This is a genomic window from Pantoea phytobeneficialis, assembly GCF_009728735.1.
Taxonomy (GTDB): Bacteria; Pseudomonadota; Gammaproteobacteria; order Enterobacterales; family Enterobacteriaceae; genus Pantoea; species Pantoea phytobeneficialis.
The window spans coordinates 2,308,257-2,324,570 of record NZ_CP024636.1; the positions used below are offsets into that span (position 1 = coordinate 2,308,257).

Genomic DNA, 16,314 nt, shown 5'->3' on the forward strand with positions numbered 1-16,314 from the left:
CATTCCATTACATTATTTTTAACTTGTTGTATTCGATCGTTTATTTTTCCCGGTCCCTACAAGGAGTTAACTCATGAACAACGTCAAAACCGGATTGATCTGGTTAGCGGTGGCGTTAATTGGTGCGGCGTCGTTCGCCATGCTGGCACTAAGCCGTGGTGAACACGTCAATGCCGTCTGGTTGGTGATTGCCGCCGTGGCGTGCTACAGCATCGCTTATCGCTTTTACAGCCTGTTTATTGCCCGCCGTATTTTCGAACTGGACGATCGCCGCCGTACGCCAGCGGAGCGCTTTAACGATGGTCTGGATTACGTGCCTACCAACAAGTGGGTGCTGTTCGGCCACCACTTTGCCGCCATTGCCGGTGCTGGCCCACTGGTCGGCCCGATCCTCGCGGCACAAATGGGTTTCCTGCCAGGCACCATCTGGATTCTGGTCGGTGTGATGCTGGCTGGCGCAGTACAGGATTTCCTCGTGCTGTTTATCTCCACCCGCCGCGATGGGCGTTCGCTGGGTGAAATGGCGCGCCAGGAACTCGGCAGTTTTGCCGGGGTGATCACCATGCTTGGCGCACTCGGGGTGATGATCATTATTCTTTCGGCCCTGGCGTTGGTGGTGGTCAAAGCGCTGGCGAACAGCCCCTGGGGGTTGTTCACCATCGCCGCGACTATCCCGATTGCGCTGTTTATGGGCGTGTATATGCGCTTTCTGCGCCCGGGAAAAATCGCTGAGGTGTCGATTATTGGTTTTGTACTGATGATGGCGGCGATTATTTTTGGCGGTGATATCGCACAACATCCCTTCTGGGGACCGTTCTTCACCCTGAAAGGCACGGAACTCACCTGGGTGCTGGTGATTTATGGTTTTGTTGCCTCATCGCTGCCGGTATGGCTACTGCTGGCACCGCGTGACTATCTCTCTACCTTCCTGAAAATTGGCGTGATTATTGGTCTGGCGATCGGCATTTTGTTTGCCATGCCAGAATTGAAGATGCCTGCGGTAACTAAGTTTATCGATGGTACCGGCCCGGTGTTTTCCGGGGCGCTGTTCCCGTTCCTGTTTATCACCATCGCCTGTGGCGCGATTTCTGGTTTCCATGCGTTAGTCTCCAGCGGCACCACGCCGAAACTGGTGGAACGTGAAAGCCATATTCGTTTTATTGGCTATGGCGCGATGCTGATGGAATCCTTTGTCGCCATCATGGCGCTGATTTGCGCGTCGGTGCTGGATCCGGGCGTCTACTTTGCCATGAACGCCCCGACGGCGCTGATTGGCTCCACCGTGGAAAACGCGTCGCAGGTGATTAATAGCTGGGGTTTTGTCGTCACACCGGAAATGCTGACCACCATCGCTTCTGAAGTGGGTGAGAAGACCATCCTGTCCCGTGCGGGTGGTGCGCCAACCTTCGCCGTAGGAATGGCACATATCATTACTGAGGTGTTCAACAGCCGCGCCATGATGGCGTTCTGGTATCACTTCGCCATTCTGTTCGAAGCCTTGTTTATCCTTACCGCCGTGGACGCCGGTACGCGTGCCTGCCGTTTTATGGTGCAGGATTTGGTCGGCACCGTGGTGCCTTCACTTGCCAATAACCGTTCATGGCTCGGCAATATGGCGGGAACCACCGTGGCTGTTGCGGGTTGGGGTTTCTTTGTCTATCAGGGCGTGGTCGATCCCCTGGGCGGCATCAACACCTTGTGGCCATTGTTCGGTATTGGTAACCAGATGCTGGCGTCGATGGCGCTGATTCTCGGCACCGTGGTGCTGTTTAAGATGAAGAAACAACGTTACGCGTGGGTGACGATTCTGCCAACTGCCTGGTTGTTTATCACCTCAATGACCGCCGGATGGCAAAAGATTTTCCATGAAAAACCGTCGATTGGTTTCCTTGCCCAGGCGAATAAGTTCCGCAAAGGTCTGGATGAGGGCGTGATTATCGCACCCGCGAAAACCGTCGCTGATATGCAAACCATCGTGTTCAGCAACCAGATTAACGCCCTGCTGTGCGGTTTCTTCATGCTGGTGGCCGTCACCATGTTGATCGCGGCCTTCTTTGTCATTCGCCGTGCCCTGCGCAGTGACGTGCCGACCGTGCATGAGGCACCGGTGTCGCTGCGTAAGGAGGTGCGTAATGTCTGAGGCGATTTTAGCCTGGCGTAAACCGGCCGGGCGCTGGCAGATAAATCAGTGTCTGCCGCTGGGCGAGCCGCCGCGCACCCGCTGGCAAAAAATCTGGCGTGGCTTGCAGCAGAGCTTTCGCTTAATGGTCGGCGTACACGATTATCAAAATTATCTACAGCATATGCGTCTGCATCATCCCGAACAGCCCCCGATGAGTGAACGCGAATTTTATCGTTACTGCCTCGACGCCCGCTTTCCCAGCCAGCCAGGAAAATTGGGTAAGTGCCCGTGTTAATCCTGTTTAGCCCCAAATTTTTGGGGCTTTTTCGTGCCATTCATTTATCTAAACAAAAATATATTTGGATTGCATCTTGTGCTTACGCAAGAGGATGAATACTGTTGCTAAAATAATGAGATACCGCCTGCTGAGAACTCCCTGGAGGAAGTTTCCATGACCGATGAACAAGGGCAAACGTTGCTATACACCTTGTTTGGCACCACCAGCCCTCATTGGCGTCTGACTGCGGACAGCGATGCTTTACATTTTGCCGAAGAGGAAAATGCCCATACCAATCTGGCCGTTCCGCTAACCCCGGCACAGGCGAGTTTGTTGCGCGCCATGACCGTGATTACCTCCAGCATCAACCTGACGCTGTCGCTGCATGGCGTACCGGTGCCGATGCATTTTGTCGGTCGTAAAGTGAACCAGGCGACGTGGGCAGGCACCGCATCAGCCTGGGGAGACACCTCTTCTGTCGCACGCGATTTGACGCTGGGCCTGTCGTTTGCTGAGCAAGTGGTTTCCGAGGCCAACTCGGTGATCGTTATCCTCGACCAACGAGGTAACATTCAACGTTTTAATCGGTTAAGTGAAGAATACACTGGCCTGAAAGAACACGAAGTGATTGGCCGTAATGTGTTCCAGCTATTCATGACCAAACAGGAAGCCCAGGCCTCCCGCCGCAACATCGCCGGATTTTTTCGCGACGGCAACTCTTACGAAGTGGAACGCTGGATCAAAACCAAGAAAGGTCAGCGACTGTTTCTGTTTCGTAATAAGTTCGTTCACAGCGGCAGCGGAAAAAATGAAATTTTCCTCATCTGTTCAGGAACGGATATTACCGAGGAGCGCCGGGCCCAGGAGCGTCTGCGCGTGCTGGCCAACACCGATACGGTGACCGGGTTACCCAATCGCAATGCCATCCATCAGCAAATTAGTCTGGCACTTGAGACGGCGAAAGGCACGCAAACCGGCGTGGTGTATCTCGACTTAGACAATTTCAAGAAGGTGAATGACGCCTACGGGCACATGTTCGGTGACCAGTTACTTCAGGCGGTTTCGCTGGCGATCCTTAGCTGCCTCGGCAAAGATCAAACCCTGGCACGCCTCGGCGGTGACGAGTTTGTGGTACTGGCAGAAAATACCAGCCAGGCGGCGCTGGAAGCGATGGCTTCGCGGATCCTCGAACGGCTGCGTCAGCCTTTTCGCATCGGACTGATTGAGGTTTACAGCGGCTGCTCGCTTGGTATCGCCCTTGCCCCCTTGCATGGCGAAGACCGTGAAAGCCTGATCCGCAATGCCGATACCGCCATGTATCACGCCAAAGAAAATGGTCGCGGTAAGTTTTGCGTGTTTGCCAGCGAAATGAATCAACGCGTGTTTGAGTATCTGTGGCTGGATACCAATCTGCGTAAAGCCCTGGACCAGGATCACCTGGTGGTGTATTACCAACCGAAAATCGACCGTGATGGCGAGGTGCGCAGTGCCGAAGCGCTGGTACGCTGGAATTCGCCGGAGCGTGGCCTGGTGCCACCAGGTGATTTTATTGCTTATGCGGAAGAATCCGGGCTGATTGTGCCGCTGGGGCGCTGGGTGATGCTGAATGTGTTGCAGCAGGTGATTGCGTGGCGCAAAGAAGGGATCTGGTTGCGGGTGGCCGTGAATGTTTCAGCCAAGCAATTGATTGATCAGAGTATCTATAGCGATCTGAAGCAGGCCCTGATTGAGAGTGGCATCAAGGATTGCCCGATTGATATCGAACTGACTGAAAGCTGCCTGATCGAAAACGAAGCCGATGCACTGAAACTAATGAAACAGTTTCAGGAGCTGGGGGCACAGGTGCATCTTGACGATTTCGGGACCGGTTACTCTTCCCTGTCACAGTTGGCGCGAGTACCGATTGACGCCATCAAGCTGGACCAGAGTTTTATTCGTAATATCAATAAGCAACCGGTGGCACAGTCCCTGGTGCGTGCCATTATGGCTGTGGCCAAAGCCCTGGAGTTGCAGGTGATTGCCGAGGGTATTGAAACCAAAGCCGAAGAAAAATTTGTGATGGCTAACGGCGTCGATGGGCGTCAGGGTTATTTTTACGCAAAACCAATGCCCGCAGACCAGCTCGGGCATTGGCTGGCTAAGCATCCTGCCCGCGTTTAACGCTGAACTGCGAGATTATCCGGCTTTGCGCAAGGATGCGCTATGACGGTTTTGCAGTTGCACCAGACGTTCCATATAAGCAATGTCTTTCGGTTCCAGCGTGAAGGCATAATCCACCCAATCTTCCGTTATATCCATCAGTTCCGCCCTTGAGAGTTGCAACACGCGCTGACGTGCTTTAAGCATCGCCCGTATGCCATTCAGTTTGGGACGTAAAGTGTCGATGAAGGTGCGTGTAGTGCGATAGCTGTCACCAGGCTGGAACACTTTGTCGACCAGACCACGGGTTTCATACCACTCCGCGCTGTGTGACTCCCCTTCACAAATTAACTCTTCAGCCAGCTTCATCCCCGCGCGGCGCGCCACTAACGAGTATCCGCCCATGCCGGGGAACAGGTTAAACGCAATTTCCGGGAACCCCATGCGTGCGCTGTTTTGCGCCAGAATAAAGTGGTGCGCCAGGGCGGCTTCAAATCCTCCGCCGAGAGCACTACCCTCGATCATTGCCAGCGTCACCGCGCCAGTATCAAAGCCTCGGGCGGCTGAATGGATGCAATCCACGCAGGCACGGGCGTAGGCACGCAGAGCTTCGCGCCGGTTGTTGCGAATGCATTCAACAAAGAAGCGTAAATCGCCCCCGGCGTTAAACATCTGAGGAACTAACGATCCCGTCACCCAGAAATCAATCGGTAAACCGGAACGCTGCGCCGCGTAGCTCAGGTTCATGATCTCTTCGATTAACTCGTGGTTGAAACTGGGTCGAGGTTGCGCCCGCAGCATCATCCACATGGTGTGACGCCCTTCTTCATAATAGGCAGCCAGTTGAGTGGTTTGTCCGACTTCGGTGAACAGTCGGCATGTCGGTTGGTTAATCACTGTCATAGTCTCATCCTCTAGTTATGTGATGCGTTAAACGCAATATCAGCGTAATCCAGAGTGAGGCCAGACCAAATGAGAGATTGATTTATAAAGCAAATTCCAGAGATTTCCCCGACACAGGGGTCGGGGAAAGATTAGCGGGCTTACTTAATAGCGGCGCGTTGGCCCACCGCAGCATGAAAACGCTTAACGCGGCGTGAATAAAGCGCCGTAATGATCGGCACCAATACTGAAGTGACAATTACTGATGTGGCCACTAAAGCGGTGGCGGCAGGCGCAACCGGTTTAAACTGCGGCAGCATTTCGGCAATCAACACCGGTGTCGCTACCGCTGCACCAGCGGTGCTGGAGGCAGCAATACCCGCCGTACCATCGCCGCCACCAATCAAGCGATCCGCCAGGATTAACGGAATGCCGGTGATGATGATGACCGTAACGCCAAGCAAAATACCGAGCAAACCGGTTTGGGCAATTACCGCTAAATCAATGGTGTTGCCGAGGGCAAAGGCAAAGAACGGAATCAGGGTGTGCACCGCCTTACCGAAAAACTCACGTAATTCAGGGTCAAGGTTGCCCAGGGCGAAGCCAACCAGGAATGGCAGAACTGCACCCACGAAGACGTGAGGTTCAAATGAGGCGATACCTGCGGTGCCCAGAATAACCATAGTCATCAGTGGTCCTGATTCGAGCGACATCAGCACAAACGCGCCCGCCTCCTCTTTCGAACCATATTGCTGCATGATTGACGCGTACAGGCCACCATTGGTCATATCCATCGCCGCCACCAGCGCCAGGGTGGAAAGACCGGCGAACATGCCCACTTCAACGCCATTTTCAGGCATGACGCGCGAGGCAATCGCAGCAACCACCCAGGCAACGGCGATTTTCGTTAATACCAGGGTGCCGGATTTACGCAGCACGGTACCGGTGGCACTGAGTTTGATCGATGCCCCCATACAGAAGAACCACACCGCCAGAATTGGCACGGTGCCGGTCATTAATCCATTGGTAAAGGAACCAAAATATTTGCCTGCGCCAGGGGAAAAGGTATGGCAAAGCGCGCCGAGAAACAGCGGGATCAACATCATACCGCCAGGAATTTTATCGATTGCACGTTTAATATGCATTTGAGTATCACCTGTACTAAGCCAGAGGGAGGTGCGTTATTTGTTGCCGTCAGGCATTACGGGCAAGATACCGGCTCACCACAGGCAAAAAAGTGATCGCAAATATATTTATGAAACGTTGTTTTATTTTTATTGGATTATCATTTTATTTTTTGATCAGCGTCGCCATACCAGTTGGTTGAAGGCAACAAAAAAGGCGCCAGATGGCGCCTGAAAGAGCTGCGCGATCAAGCGCGCCTGTTTATCACTTCTGCCCATACCAGGCGTTTTTGCCGTGTTTGCGCAGGTAATGCAGATCAAGCAACGTTTGCGAAATCGGTGGGAGTGCCTGGTGTAGTTGCTCGGTATGCAACGCCATATATGCGACCTCCTCCAGCACCACCGCGCTGTGCACTGCCGCATCCGCATCTTTCCCCCAGGCAAAAGGGCCATGCGAATTCACCAGCACCGCCGGAATCGCGGTGGGCGATATTTCGCGCTTAGCGAAGGTTTCGATAATCACCTGTCCGGTATTCCACTCATATTCCTGCTCGATTTCTTCACGCTGCATAGCCCGTGTGCAAGGAATGGTGCCGTAAAAATCATCCGCATGAGTGGTGCCCCAGGCGAGAATATCCCGCCCTGCCTGCGCCCAGATGGCAGCATGACGTGAATGGGTATGGACTATGCCGCCAATATCCGGCCAGGCGAGGTACAGCGCGCGATGGGTGGCAGTGTCAGATGAGGGGCGCATCTTACCCTCGACCACTTTCCCGCTTTCCAGCTCCACCACCACCATATCGTCACGTTTCATATCAACGTACTTCACCCCGGAAGGTTTGATCACCAGCAGACCGCTTTCACGATCGAGGGCACTGACATTGCCCCAGGTAAAGGTCACCAGGTTATAACGTGGCAGATCCAGATTGGCTTCCAGCACCTGTTGTTTCAGCGCTTCCAGCATGTTTTTTCTCCCGTTAGATGTGATGGAGAAATTGTGCAAAGCCTGGCGCAAAAGCGTTATGGAAGGAATCGCTGTAAAAGCTGCTGAAAGTGGCTGAGGGCGTAAAAATGTGGCGTGAATTCGGAGTTTTCCATCTTCGGAAAAATCCCGTAATGATTAGACTGTCTCCAGCCAACCACGGGACGATTTTATTGCCCGGTGATGCGGCTATCACGCTGTTTTTGCATGCGGGCTGCGGATTGCAGGCTCAGGGATGAGAACCGTTATGAAACCACAGGGTGAAACGATTGCAGGAAACAACACCTATACTTAAAAGGTTGTCCCTGTATGTACAATCAAGGAGAAGTTTATGACAACAACAATGAAACGTCTGACCGCCGCCGTGCTGGCTACCACCCTGGTTATTGCCCTGAGCGGTTGTTCAAACTGGTCCAAGCGTGACCGCAATACCGCGATTGGTGCGGGTGCGGGTGCAATTGGCGGTTCTATTCTGACTAACGGAAGCGCATTGGGCACCATTGGTGGTGCTGCTGTTGGTGGCATTATCGGCCATCAGGTTCATTAATTCCGACTACATAACAAAAGGCTTACGCAGCGCATCTACATAAACAGGCCACTCACCGAGTGGCCTGGTCATTTCAACCGCCAGCCAGTTTGACCTTCATGCCTTTAGCTTCAAGCAGCGATTTCAACAGGTCGCGCTTATCGCCCTGAATCTCAATCACGCCGTCTTTCACCGCCCCACCGCAACCGCATTTTTTCTTCAGTTCGGCGGCCAGTTTGGTCAGCGCGTCATCATCGAGATCGACACCGGTGATCAGGCAAACACCTTTACCTTTACGACCACTGGTCTGACGTTGAATACGTACGATGCCATCGCCTTTCGGGCGTACAGCTTTCTCTTCGGTTGGCGTAATGCGGCCGGTTTCGGTGGAGTAAACCAGCGGATTGTCCTGAGCCATTAGCCCTCCTGTAAACTTTGCAGAATCTGTTGCAGGGTGGCGGCAGGATCGGCAGATTGGGTGATCGGACGCCCAATTACCATATAATCCACCCCTGCCTGCTGCGCCTGCTGTGGCGTCATGATACGACGCTGATCACCCGCGTCACTGCCTGCCGGACGAATTCCTGGTGTCACCAGCTTAAAGTCTTTGCCAATCACCTGTTTGAAATGTGCCGCTTCCTGTGCGGAGCACACCACGCCGTCAAGGCCACAGTCACGCGTCAGGCATGCCAGACGTTCGGCCTGTGCCGCAGGAGACAAGGTAATACCAAGCCCTTTCAGATCCTCTTCATCCATGCTGGTGAGTACGGTGACCGCAATCAGCAACGGCGCATCTTTACCGTACGACACCAGCGCCTCACGCGCTGCGTTCATCATGCGTGCCCCACCACTGGCGTGAACGTTAACCATCCATACGCCAAGGTCTGCTGCCGCCGCAACCGCATGCGCCGTGGTGTTCGGGATATCGTGGAATTTCAGATCGAGGAAGATTTCGAAACCACGATCCTGCAACGTTTTCACCAGCGTTGGCCCAAACAACGTGAACATCTCTTTGCCCACTTTCAGGCGGCATTGGCTCGGGTCGATGCGATCAACAAATTGCAGTGCGCTGTCGAGATTATGATAGTCGAGTGCCACCAGAATAGGTGAAGTGGTAACAGGCATAACGTTTCCTCAGTTACAGGCACCCGCAGGCGCGTTAGACAAACGGCAAGCATTCTACCTGCGCGACCTGATGACGACAATCACGGTGCCAGGATTTGTAACCTGTTTGACCGAACCCTGCACGATGCTGGAATGAATAAATAGTTTAGATTTCTAGTATGTTGTAACTATAAAATGACTTTTTTTAGAAAAGACGGCCGTTATTGGCCGTCAAGTCCACGAATCGGTTTCACCGAAGACCAGGTGCGGCAGGAAGGACAATGCCAGTACAACGCATGCGCAGTGAAACCACATTTCTGGCAGCGATAGCGCGGCTTGGTGCGGATTTGCTCCCCCACCATATCGCGTAACACCATCAGACTCTCTTTTGCCCGACCATCTTCAGCTTCATGCAGGTGAAAATCCATTAAACGATGGAAAACCCGCATCGTCGGATGACGTTGCAACTGGCGATTAATATAGAGTTGCGCCGCTTCCGGGCCTTGTTGTTGTTCAAGGATATCGGCGAGATAGAGTTCAGCGACCGCTCCGGTATTCTCATCCACGCAACGTTGCAGGAATTGCGCCCATTGTTCGGGCTGATCCAGGCGCTGATAACACGTTTCGAGCATTGGCAAGGCTTCACTGACCAACTCTTTATCCTGTTCCAGCACCCGTTGTAAACGTTCGACCGCTTTTGCGTATTCGCCCTGCTCCATAAAAATGCGGCCGGTCATTATCGACACGCGCGCACTTTGACGATCCGCCGCCTCACCTTTTTTCAGCAGCGTCATGGCCCGTTCAAGATCGTCACTGCTGAGTGCCTGCAAAGCGAGTTCGCAGTAGAAATGGGCAATTTCGCCTTTCTGCTTGTCCTTTCCCAGCTTGACCAGTTTTTCCGCCACTTCAATGGCCTGCTGCCAGTCACTGGTTGCCTGGTGGATCAGCAGCAGTTGCTGCAACGCACCGATACGAAAATCCGTCTCATCCACCAGCTGGCTAAACATATCTTCTGCGCGGTCATACAAACCAGCCGCCATATAATCGCGGCCAAGTTGTTGCACCGCCAGCAGACGCTGGTCATAACTGAGCGATGCACTTTCCATCAGGGATTGGTGAATGCGGATGGCGCGGTCAACTTCGCCGCGTGAACGGAACAGGTTACCCAGGGTGAGATGGGCTTCGACCGTGCCGCTGTCTTCTTTCAACATGTCGAGGAAGAGATCAACGGCTTTGTCCTGCTGATTGGACAGCAGGAAGTTAACCCCCGCAACGTATTCACGCGACAGGCGATTGGCTTCCTGTTGCTTATCCTGTTGCGCACTGCGTCGGCCCATATACCAACCATACGCCGCAGCCACAGGAAGAAGCAGAAACAGCAATTCAAGCATCTAAGCTTAATCCCGACGACCGGCAGAAGGCGACGTTGTCACCGCCGTCGATTGTTCATTCTGTGCCTGCATACGTTTCAGTTTACGCTGCGCGTGTGCCAGCGATACCCGTAAACGCAACCAGAACAGGCCACAGATCGCCCATCCCAGCAAGAATCCCGCACCAAACAGAACAGCCAGCAATGTGGAAATACGAAATTCGCCCTGCGCCAGCAGATAGTTAAAAGTGATGATTTGGTCGTTATGTGCCCCGAGCGTCACGGAGATGATGAAAATGACCAATACCACGAGAAAAATCAGCAAATATTTCACAATGCATCCTGTCGTGAGGTTATCCAGTAGGAGTATGCCAAAAAAACCGCGCCGATGCTGCTTATCAGCGCATCAAACCGCCTGATTTAGGCAAGTGCAATCAATAATATGGGGCCGGATGCAAAAATTACAATCCGTCTTCACGCTGTGCAATCTCTTTTGCCTCTGCTGGCGGCACCGTCAACGGCCCGCAAAAACGTTGTGCTAACCAGGTCGCCACCGTGACCAGCAACCAGGAGATCAGTGTCGCCATCACCAAATCGCGTGGCCAATGCATCCCTAGCATCAGGCGGCTTCCCATCACCAACGTGGCCCAGAAAAATAACACCACAATTGTCAGGGTATGGCGACGGGGCCAGAGCAGACCTATAACCAGCAACGCCCAACTGGCTGCAAACATCGTATGGCCGGAAGGAAAAGCGAAGCCGGTTTCAAAAGCCCAATGCTTTTTTAACCATCCTGGTAGTTGCGTATCATCCGCCACCAGTTGCTCTACCAACTTGCCGCGCTGTTTACGCTTCAATTCATAGAATGCGCTTTCATTGACGCCATGACTTTTTTCCAGCCACACCACATAAGGTCGAGGTTCCTGGACCTGATCTTTGATGAAGGATTTGGTGTACTGACCGACCAGAATCGCGCCATTCATGATGACAAGCAGCAGGATGGCAGGCTTGAGCCGGAAACGCAGGCACCAGAGTACCCAGGCACTGAGGATCAGGCTGGTGAGGATTCCCCACGGGCTGGTGACCGTTTCAGTCATCCAGAATAATAGCTTTAACAGCGCACCATTTTCTCCTGGTTGCCACTGCCAGCCAGAAAGCCAGACGCTCAGCGGCATAATCAGCAACAGAAGCGTGCCAAGGGTGGTGCGTTGTATAATCTTTAACATCCATCGTCCTTAAAACCGCGCAAAACACTATGTCAGGCATAACTTTAGCTGAAAAAAGAATAACATAACCGTTGCAGCTTGGATAATTGTGCTTTATCACTACAATAACTCTGACTGATTAACTGCCTGCACCCAGGTTGTGGCACAATATTGTCAGTTTTCGGGCCAATCAGGCCCGTGCGTTATCATGATGATAGCGCATCCTCTGAAGGTTCTGGAGAGTCACATGCAGCTTAAACGGGTAGCAGAAGCCAAACTGCCCACGCCCTGGGGAGATTTCCTCATGGTTGGTTTTGAAGAACTGGCAACCGGTCACGACCATGTCGCGCTGGTCTACGGTGATGTTAGCGACCACAATCCGGTGCTGGCACGCGTCCACTCCGAATGCCTGACCGGTGACGCACTGTTCAGCCTGCGTTGCGATTGCGGATTTCAGCTGGAAGCCGCGCTGACCGCTATCGCTGAAGAAGGACGTGGTATCCTGCTTTATCATCGTCAGGAAGGTCGTAATATCGGCCTGCTAAACAAAATTCGCGCCTACGCCTTGCAGGACAAAGGCTACGATACGGTAGAAGCCAACCATCAGTTAGGTTTTGCCGCCGATGAGCGTGATTTCACCCTGTGTGCAGATATGTTCAAACTGCTGGGTGTCAACGAAGTGCGTTTACTGACCAATAACCCACGTAAAGTGGAAATTCTCAGCGAAGCTGGCATCAACATCGTTGAGCGCGTCCCGCTGATTGTCGGGCGTAACCCGAAGAACGCGCATTATCTCGATACCAAAGCTGAAAAAATGGGCCATTTGCTGCCGAAGCAATAAAACAAAGCCGGGAAATTATCCCGGCTTTTTTCTTAGTTCAGCATATTACGGATCACGTAGTGCAGAATGCCGTCATTCTGGTAATAGGTCAGTTCATTGCCGGTATCGATGCGACAACGTGTCTCCAGCGTCTCTGTAGCACCATCCATGCGCGTCAGCGTCACCTTAACTGTACCGCCAGGCTTGAGCTGATTCAGGTTCGCCACATCAATGTGTTCCTCTCCGGTTAAGTTGAGCGTTTTACGCGTAACGCCCTGTGGGAACTCCAGCGGCAGAATCCCCATACCAATCAGATTGGAACGGTGGATACGTTCAAATGACTCGGCAATCACCACACGTACCCCCTGCAATCGTGGCCCCTTGGCTGCCCAGTCACGACTGGATCCCGATCCATATTCTTTCCCGGCAATCACCGCGAGCGGAACCCCCTCGGACTGATACTTCATGGCTGCATCGTAGATCGCCAAATGCTCATTAGTGGGGAAATGTTTGGTGTAACCCCCCTCCACGCCCGGCACCATCTCATTGCGAATACGGATATTGGCAAAGGTACCGCGCATCATCACCTCATGGTTGCCGCGTCTTGATCCATATGAGTTGAAGTCCGTACGTTCCACACCGTGCGCCAGCAGATAACGCCCTGCCGGGCTTTCTGCCTTGATACTTCCCGCCGGGGAGATATGGTCGGTGGTGACGGAGTCTCCCAGCATCGCCAGAATGCGTGCTCCTTTGATGTCCTGCACCGGTTTCGGTGTTTTTTCCATATCGTCAAAGAACGGAGAAAGTCGGATATAGGTTGAATCTTCATCCCAGTCATAGGTGGCCGCTTCACTGACTTTAATCTGCTGCCATTCCGGGGTGCCATCAAACACTTCGGCATACTCTTTGTGGAACATATCGCTGGTGACTTTTTGCACATACTCGGCAATTTCTTCCGGCGACGGCCAGATTTCTTTCAGATAAACATCCTTCCCGCGCTGATCCTGACCGATGGGATCGTTTTGCAGATTGAGTTTCATGTTGCCCGCCAGCGCATAGGCCACCACCAGCGGTGGCGACGCCAGCCAGTTGGTTTTCACCAGGGGATGGATACGACCTTCAAAATTTCGGTTACCCGAGAGCACCGCGCCGACAGTCAGGTCACCCTCTTTAATGGCGCTCTCAATGCTGTCTGGTAATGGCCCGGAGTTACCAATGCATGTGGTGCATCCATAACCCACCAGATTAAAACCCAGCTCATCCAGATAGGGCGTAAGTTGCGCCACGGCCAAATAATCGGACACCACTTTAGAGCCGGGGGCCAGTGACGCTTTGACCCACGGCTTACGCATCAATCCCTTTTCCACCGCTTTTTTCGCCAACAGTCCCGCAGCCATCAGCACACTGGGATTCGAGGTGTTGGTGCAGGAGGTAATCGCCGCGATCACTACCGCCCCATCATCCAGTTGATGGCTATCCCCCGTCTCACTGTCACGATAGCTGACACTTTTATGCGGTTTCTGTGCCTGGTTCACCTCCAGTTCATTACTCGCCGCGAAGGCCGCAGGGACATCCGCCAGAGAGACGCGGTCCTGTGGACGTTTCGGACCGGCGAGGCTGGATTCAACCTCGTTCATATCCAGCGCCAGCGTGCTGGTGAAGATCGGTTCATCACCTGGATTACGCCACATACCTTGTGCTTTGGCATAGGCTTCAACCAATTTAATCTGCTCGCTGTCACGTCCTGTCAGCGTCATGTAGCTAAGAGTAATGTCATCTATCGGGAAAAAGCCGCAGGTGGCACCATATTCGGGAGACATATTGGCGATAGTTGCACGATCAGCCAACGGCAGATCCGCCAGACCATCGCCATAGAATTCAACGAACTTGCCTACAACGCCGTGCTTACGCAGCATCTGCGTGACGGTCAATACCAGGTCGGTCGCCGTGATCCCTGGCCGCAGTTTGCCGGTCAGTTTAAAACCGACCACGTCGGGAATCAGCATCGATACCGGCTGGCCGAGCATTGCCGCCTCAGCTTCAATACCGCCAACCCCCCACCCCAATACACCGAGCGCATTGATCATCGTAGTGTGGGAATCGGTGCCAACCAGGGTATCGGGATACGCTACCTCGTTGCCACCCTGGCTTTCATGCCAGACCGCCTGGCCGAGATATTCCAGATTTACCTGGTGACAAATGCCGGTGCCTGGCGGCACCACGCGAAAACGATTGAAAGCTTTTTGCCCCCAGCGCAGAAAGACATAACGTTCATGGTTGCGCTCCATCTCCAACCGCACGTTCTCTTCAAATGCCTCATCGTCACCAAAATGGTCAACGGTGACAGAATGGTCAATCACCAGGTCAACCGGAGAGAGCGGATTTACTCTGGCGACATCGCCGCCAAGGCGTTTCACCGCCTCGCGCATTGCCGCCAGGTCAACCACCGCGGGAACGCCGGTAAAATCCTGCATCAGCACGCGCGCCGGACGATAGGCAATTTCACGGTCGGCGTGCGCATCGTTTTGCCATGCGGCCAGCGCCTGAATATCTTCCGCCGTCACAGAATCGCCATCCTGCCAGCGCAGCAGATTCTCCAGCAGGACTTTCATGGATTTAGGCAGGCGTTCAAGGGTTCCAAGGTGATGGGATGCTTTTTGCAGGCTGTAGTAGTGATAAGTATGGTTACCAACTTCGAGCGTCTCCCGGCTCTGCTCGCGCAACGTTAACGACATAGCTCCTCCTCATGGGTTTCTCTTAACCTCAGTAACCGCAAGGTTTAGCTTAAAGATAGACCACATTTTCGTTAACGTTTTGATAACAACACGAATTGACACATTGATCCAAAAACAAAAATGCCCTGGATATTGGCCAGGGCATTTAAAAAAAGAAATAATTTGAGTTATTAAATTACATCATCGTCCACACGGCAGCAGCCCAAACAGCGAATGAAAAGGCATATACGCTGAACCATGACAGGGTAATTGTACTATTCATTGAGTTCATTAAGTCACTCCCTCCCGGATTCCGGGTAAAAAAGGGCTACGGTCTTCAGCCTTAGCTGATGACACCATTTTTTATATGCTGAGTGTTATAGGAAGGGCGTTCAAATTGCCCACCGGATAACCCGGTAAAGAGAAGGACTATTCGTCTATATAAAGAACTGAACGCAGACTGCGTTATTTGGACTTCGGATCCATGAATGATTCAATAAAACCGCGCTGCTTTTCACTCAGTTCCCAGGATGCCGGTATCGCTACATCTTGTTCTGTGCTGGCAACGTCTTTCGCTTTACACGCAGGCGTGTTGGGCTGACGTGCAGAAACCGGAGATTTACGACTGAGTGTATTTGCCCACATGGCTTAACCCCACATACGCCAAATCATTAATGCCACCACTACCCAGAACAAGGCTGAAGCAGCGAAGACAGTCAACCAGGCTTTGCGACGGATGTTCCCTGAACGCTCAACCTTGGTGCTTTTAGCCCGGAAGTCCGGTTGTACAGTTAATCTCGTAGCCATAGTTTTTGATAATCACTCTCAATAAAACGATTGTTAACATCGATTAAGATTTAGGACGAATCCTAAACGCCTTAAGTCCAAAAATCCAGTTATTTTTATTGAGCACAACGATTAATGCTATTTATCAAAACACCGAAAAATGATGAGATAAATTTAATAACTAAGCAAACTATTAATTAAAAACTAACTTTGTAAATTTGGGTTAAATCAAAATTAGATCCATTCTAAATTCAAGTTTAAATT

At 52.6% G+C, this 16,314-nt stretch carries 16 protein-coding genes; 5 read left to right on the forward strand and 11 right to left on the reverse strand.

The features are described 5' to 3' along the window. Nucleotides 1–73: 73 nt before the first annotated feature. The 3 genes from CTZ24_RS10725 (at nt 74) to pdeR (ending at nt 4,559) form a co-directional block, all read left to right on the forward strand. Nucleotides 74–2,140, forward strand: coding sequence for a carbon starvation CstA family protein (locus tag CTZ24_RS10725; RefSeq protein ID WP_208723506.1), 2,067 nt, complete (start codon nt 74–76; stop codon nt 2,138–2,140). Further along, nucleotides 2,133–2,417, forward strand: coding sequence for a YbdD/YjiX family protein (locus CTZ24_RS10730; RefSeq protein WP_021183109.1), 285 nt, complete (start codon nt 2,133–2,135; stop codon nt 2,415–2,417). Before CTZ24_RS10725 ends, CTZ24_RS10730 begins: the two co-directional genes overlap by 8 nt. Nucleotides 2,418–2,573: 156 nt before the next feature. Further along, nucleotides 2,574–4,559: a cyclic di-GMP phosphodiesterase gene (gene pdeR, locus CTZ24_RS10735; RefSeq protein ID WP_021183108.1), complete on the forward strand. Its 1,986-nt coding sequence runs from the start codon at nt 2,574–2,576 to the stop codon at nt 4,557–4,559. Between the two features lie 15 nt (nt 4,560–4,574). On the opposite strand, the gene CTZ24_RS10740 is transcribed toward pdeR, so the two are convergent. From CTZ24_RS10740 to araD, 3 genes are all read right to left on the reverse strand, one after another. After that, the gene (locus CTZ24_RS10740; RefSeq protein WP_208723507.1) at nt 4,575–5,441 is read right to left on the reverse strand and encodes a crotonase/enoyl-CoA hydratase family protein; all 867 of its coding nucleotides are present in this window, start codon (nt 5,439–5,441) and stop codon (nt 4,575–4,577) included. A gap of 140 nt (nt 5,442–5,581) precedes the next feature. Then, nucleotides 5,582–6,565, reverse strand: coding sequence for a 2-keto-3-deoxygluconate transporter (kdgT, locus tag CTZ24_RS10745; RefSeq protein ID WP_208723508.1), 984 nt, complete (start codon nt 6,563–6,565; stop codon nt 5,582–5,584). Nucleotides 6,566–6,809: 244 nt separating this feature from the next. Beyond that, nucleotides 6,810–7,508: an L-ribulose-5-phosphate 4-epimerase gene (gene araD / locus CTZ24_RS10750; protein ID WP_208723509.1), complete on the reverse strand. Its 699-nt coding sequence runs from the start codon at nt 7,506–7,508 to the stop codon at nt 6,810–6,812. A gap of 349 nt (nt 7,509–7,857) precedes the next feature. On the opposite strand from araD, the gene osmB reads away from it, so the two are divergent. Then, nucleotides 7,858–8,073, forward strand: coding sequence for an osmotically-inducible lipoprotein OsmB (gene osmB, locus CTZ24_RS10755; protein ID WP_013509236.1), 216 nt, complete (start codon nt 7,858–7,860; stop codon nt 8,071–8,073). Nucleotides 8,074–8,146: 73 nt separating this feature from the next. On the opposite strand, the gene yciH is transcribed toward osmB, so the two are convergent. The 5 genes from yciH to pgpB form a co-directional block, all read right to left on the reverse strand. Beyond that, on the reverse strand, nt 8,147–8,470 hold the full coding sequence (gene yciH / locus CTZ24_RS10760; protein WP_021183103.1) for a stress response translation initiation inhibitor YciH: 324 nt from the start codon (nt 8,468–8,470) through the stop codon (nt 8,147–8,149). Next, entirely contained in the window at nt 8,470–9,177 is a 708-nt protein-coding gene (gene pyrF / locus CTZ24_RS10765) for an orotidine-5'-phosphate decarboxylase (RefSeq protein ID WP_021183102.1), read from the reverse strand. Before pyrF ends, yciH begins: the two co-directional genes overlap by 1 nt. A gap of 200 nt (nt 9,178–9,377) precedes the next feature. Beyond that, the gene (gene lapB / locus CTZ24_RS10770; RefSeq protein ID WP_021183101.1) at nt 9,378–10,547 is read right to left on the reverse strand and encodes a lipopolysaccharide assembly protein LapB; all 1,170 of its coding nucleotides are present in this window, start codon (nt 10,545–10,547) and stop codon (nt 9,378–9,380) included. A gap of 6 nt (nt 10,548–10,553) precedes the next feature. Beyond that, a complete protein-coding gene (locus tag CTZ24_RS10775; RefSeq protein WP_208723510.1) occupies nt 10,554–10,859 on the reverse strand; it encodes a LapA family protein in 306 nt (101 codons plus the stop codon). A 127-nt stretch (nt 10,860–10,986) separates the two neighbouring features. Next, entirely contained in the window at nt 10,987–11,751 is a 765-nt protein-coding gene (pgpB, locus tag CTZ24_RS10780; protein WP_208723511.1) for a phosphatidylglycerophosphatase B, read from the reverse strand. Between the two features lie 226 nt (nt 11,752–11,977). Here pgpB and ribA point away from each other — a divergent pair, with 226 nt between their 5' ends. Continuing rightward, on the forward strand, nt 11,978–12,571 hold the full coding sequence (ribA, locus tag CTZ24_RS10785; protein WP_021183098.1) for a GTP cyclohydrolase II: 594 nt from the start codon (nt 11,978–11,980) through the stop codon (nt 12,569–12,571). 32 nt (nt 12,572–12,603) lie between these two features. Here ribA and acnA read toward each other — a convergent pair whose 3' ends face one another. From acnA to CTZ24_RS10795, 3 genes are all read right to left on the reverse strand, one after another. Continuing rightward, a complete protein-coding gene (gene acnA / locus CTZ24_RS10790; protein ID WP_208723512.1) occupies nt 12,604–15,285 on the reverse strand; it encodes an aconitate hydratase AcnA in 2,682 nt (893 codons plus the stop codon). A gap of 444 nt (nt 15,286–15,729) precedes the next feature. After that, entirely contained in the window at nt 15,730–15,909 is a 180-nt protein-coding gene (locus tag CTZ24_RS26980; protein WP_021183096.1) for a YciX family protein, read from the reverse strand. Between the two features lie 3 nt (nt 15,910–15,912). Beyond that, a complete protein-coding gene (locus tag CTZ24_RS10795) occupies nt 15,913–16,071 on the reverse strand; it encodes a YmiA family putative membrane protein (protein WP_013509244.1) in 159 nt (52 codons plus the stop codon). Between the last annotated feature and the right edge of the window lie 243 nt (nt 16,072–16,314).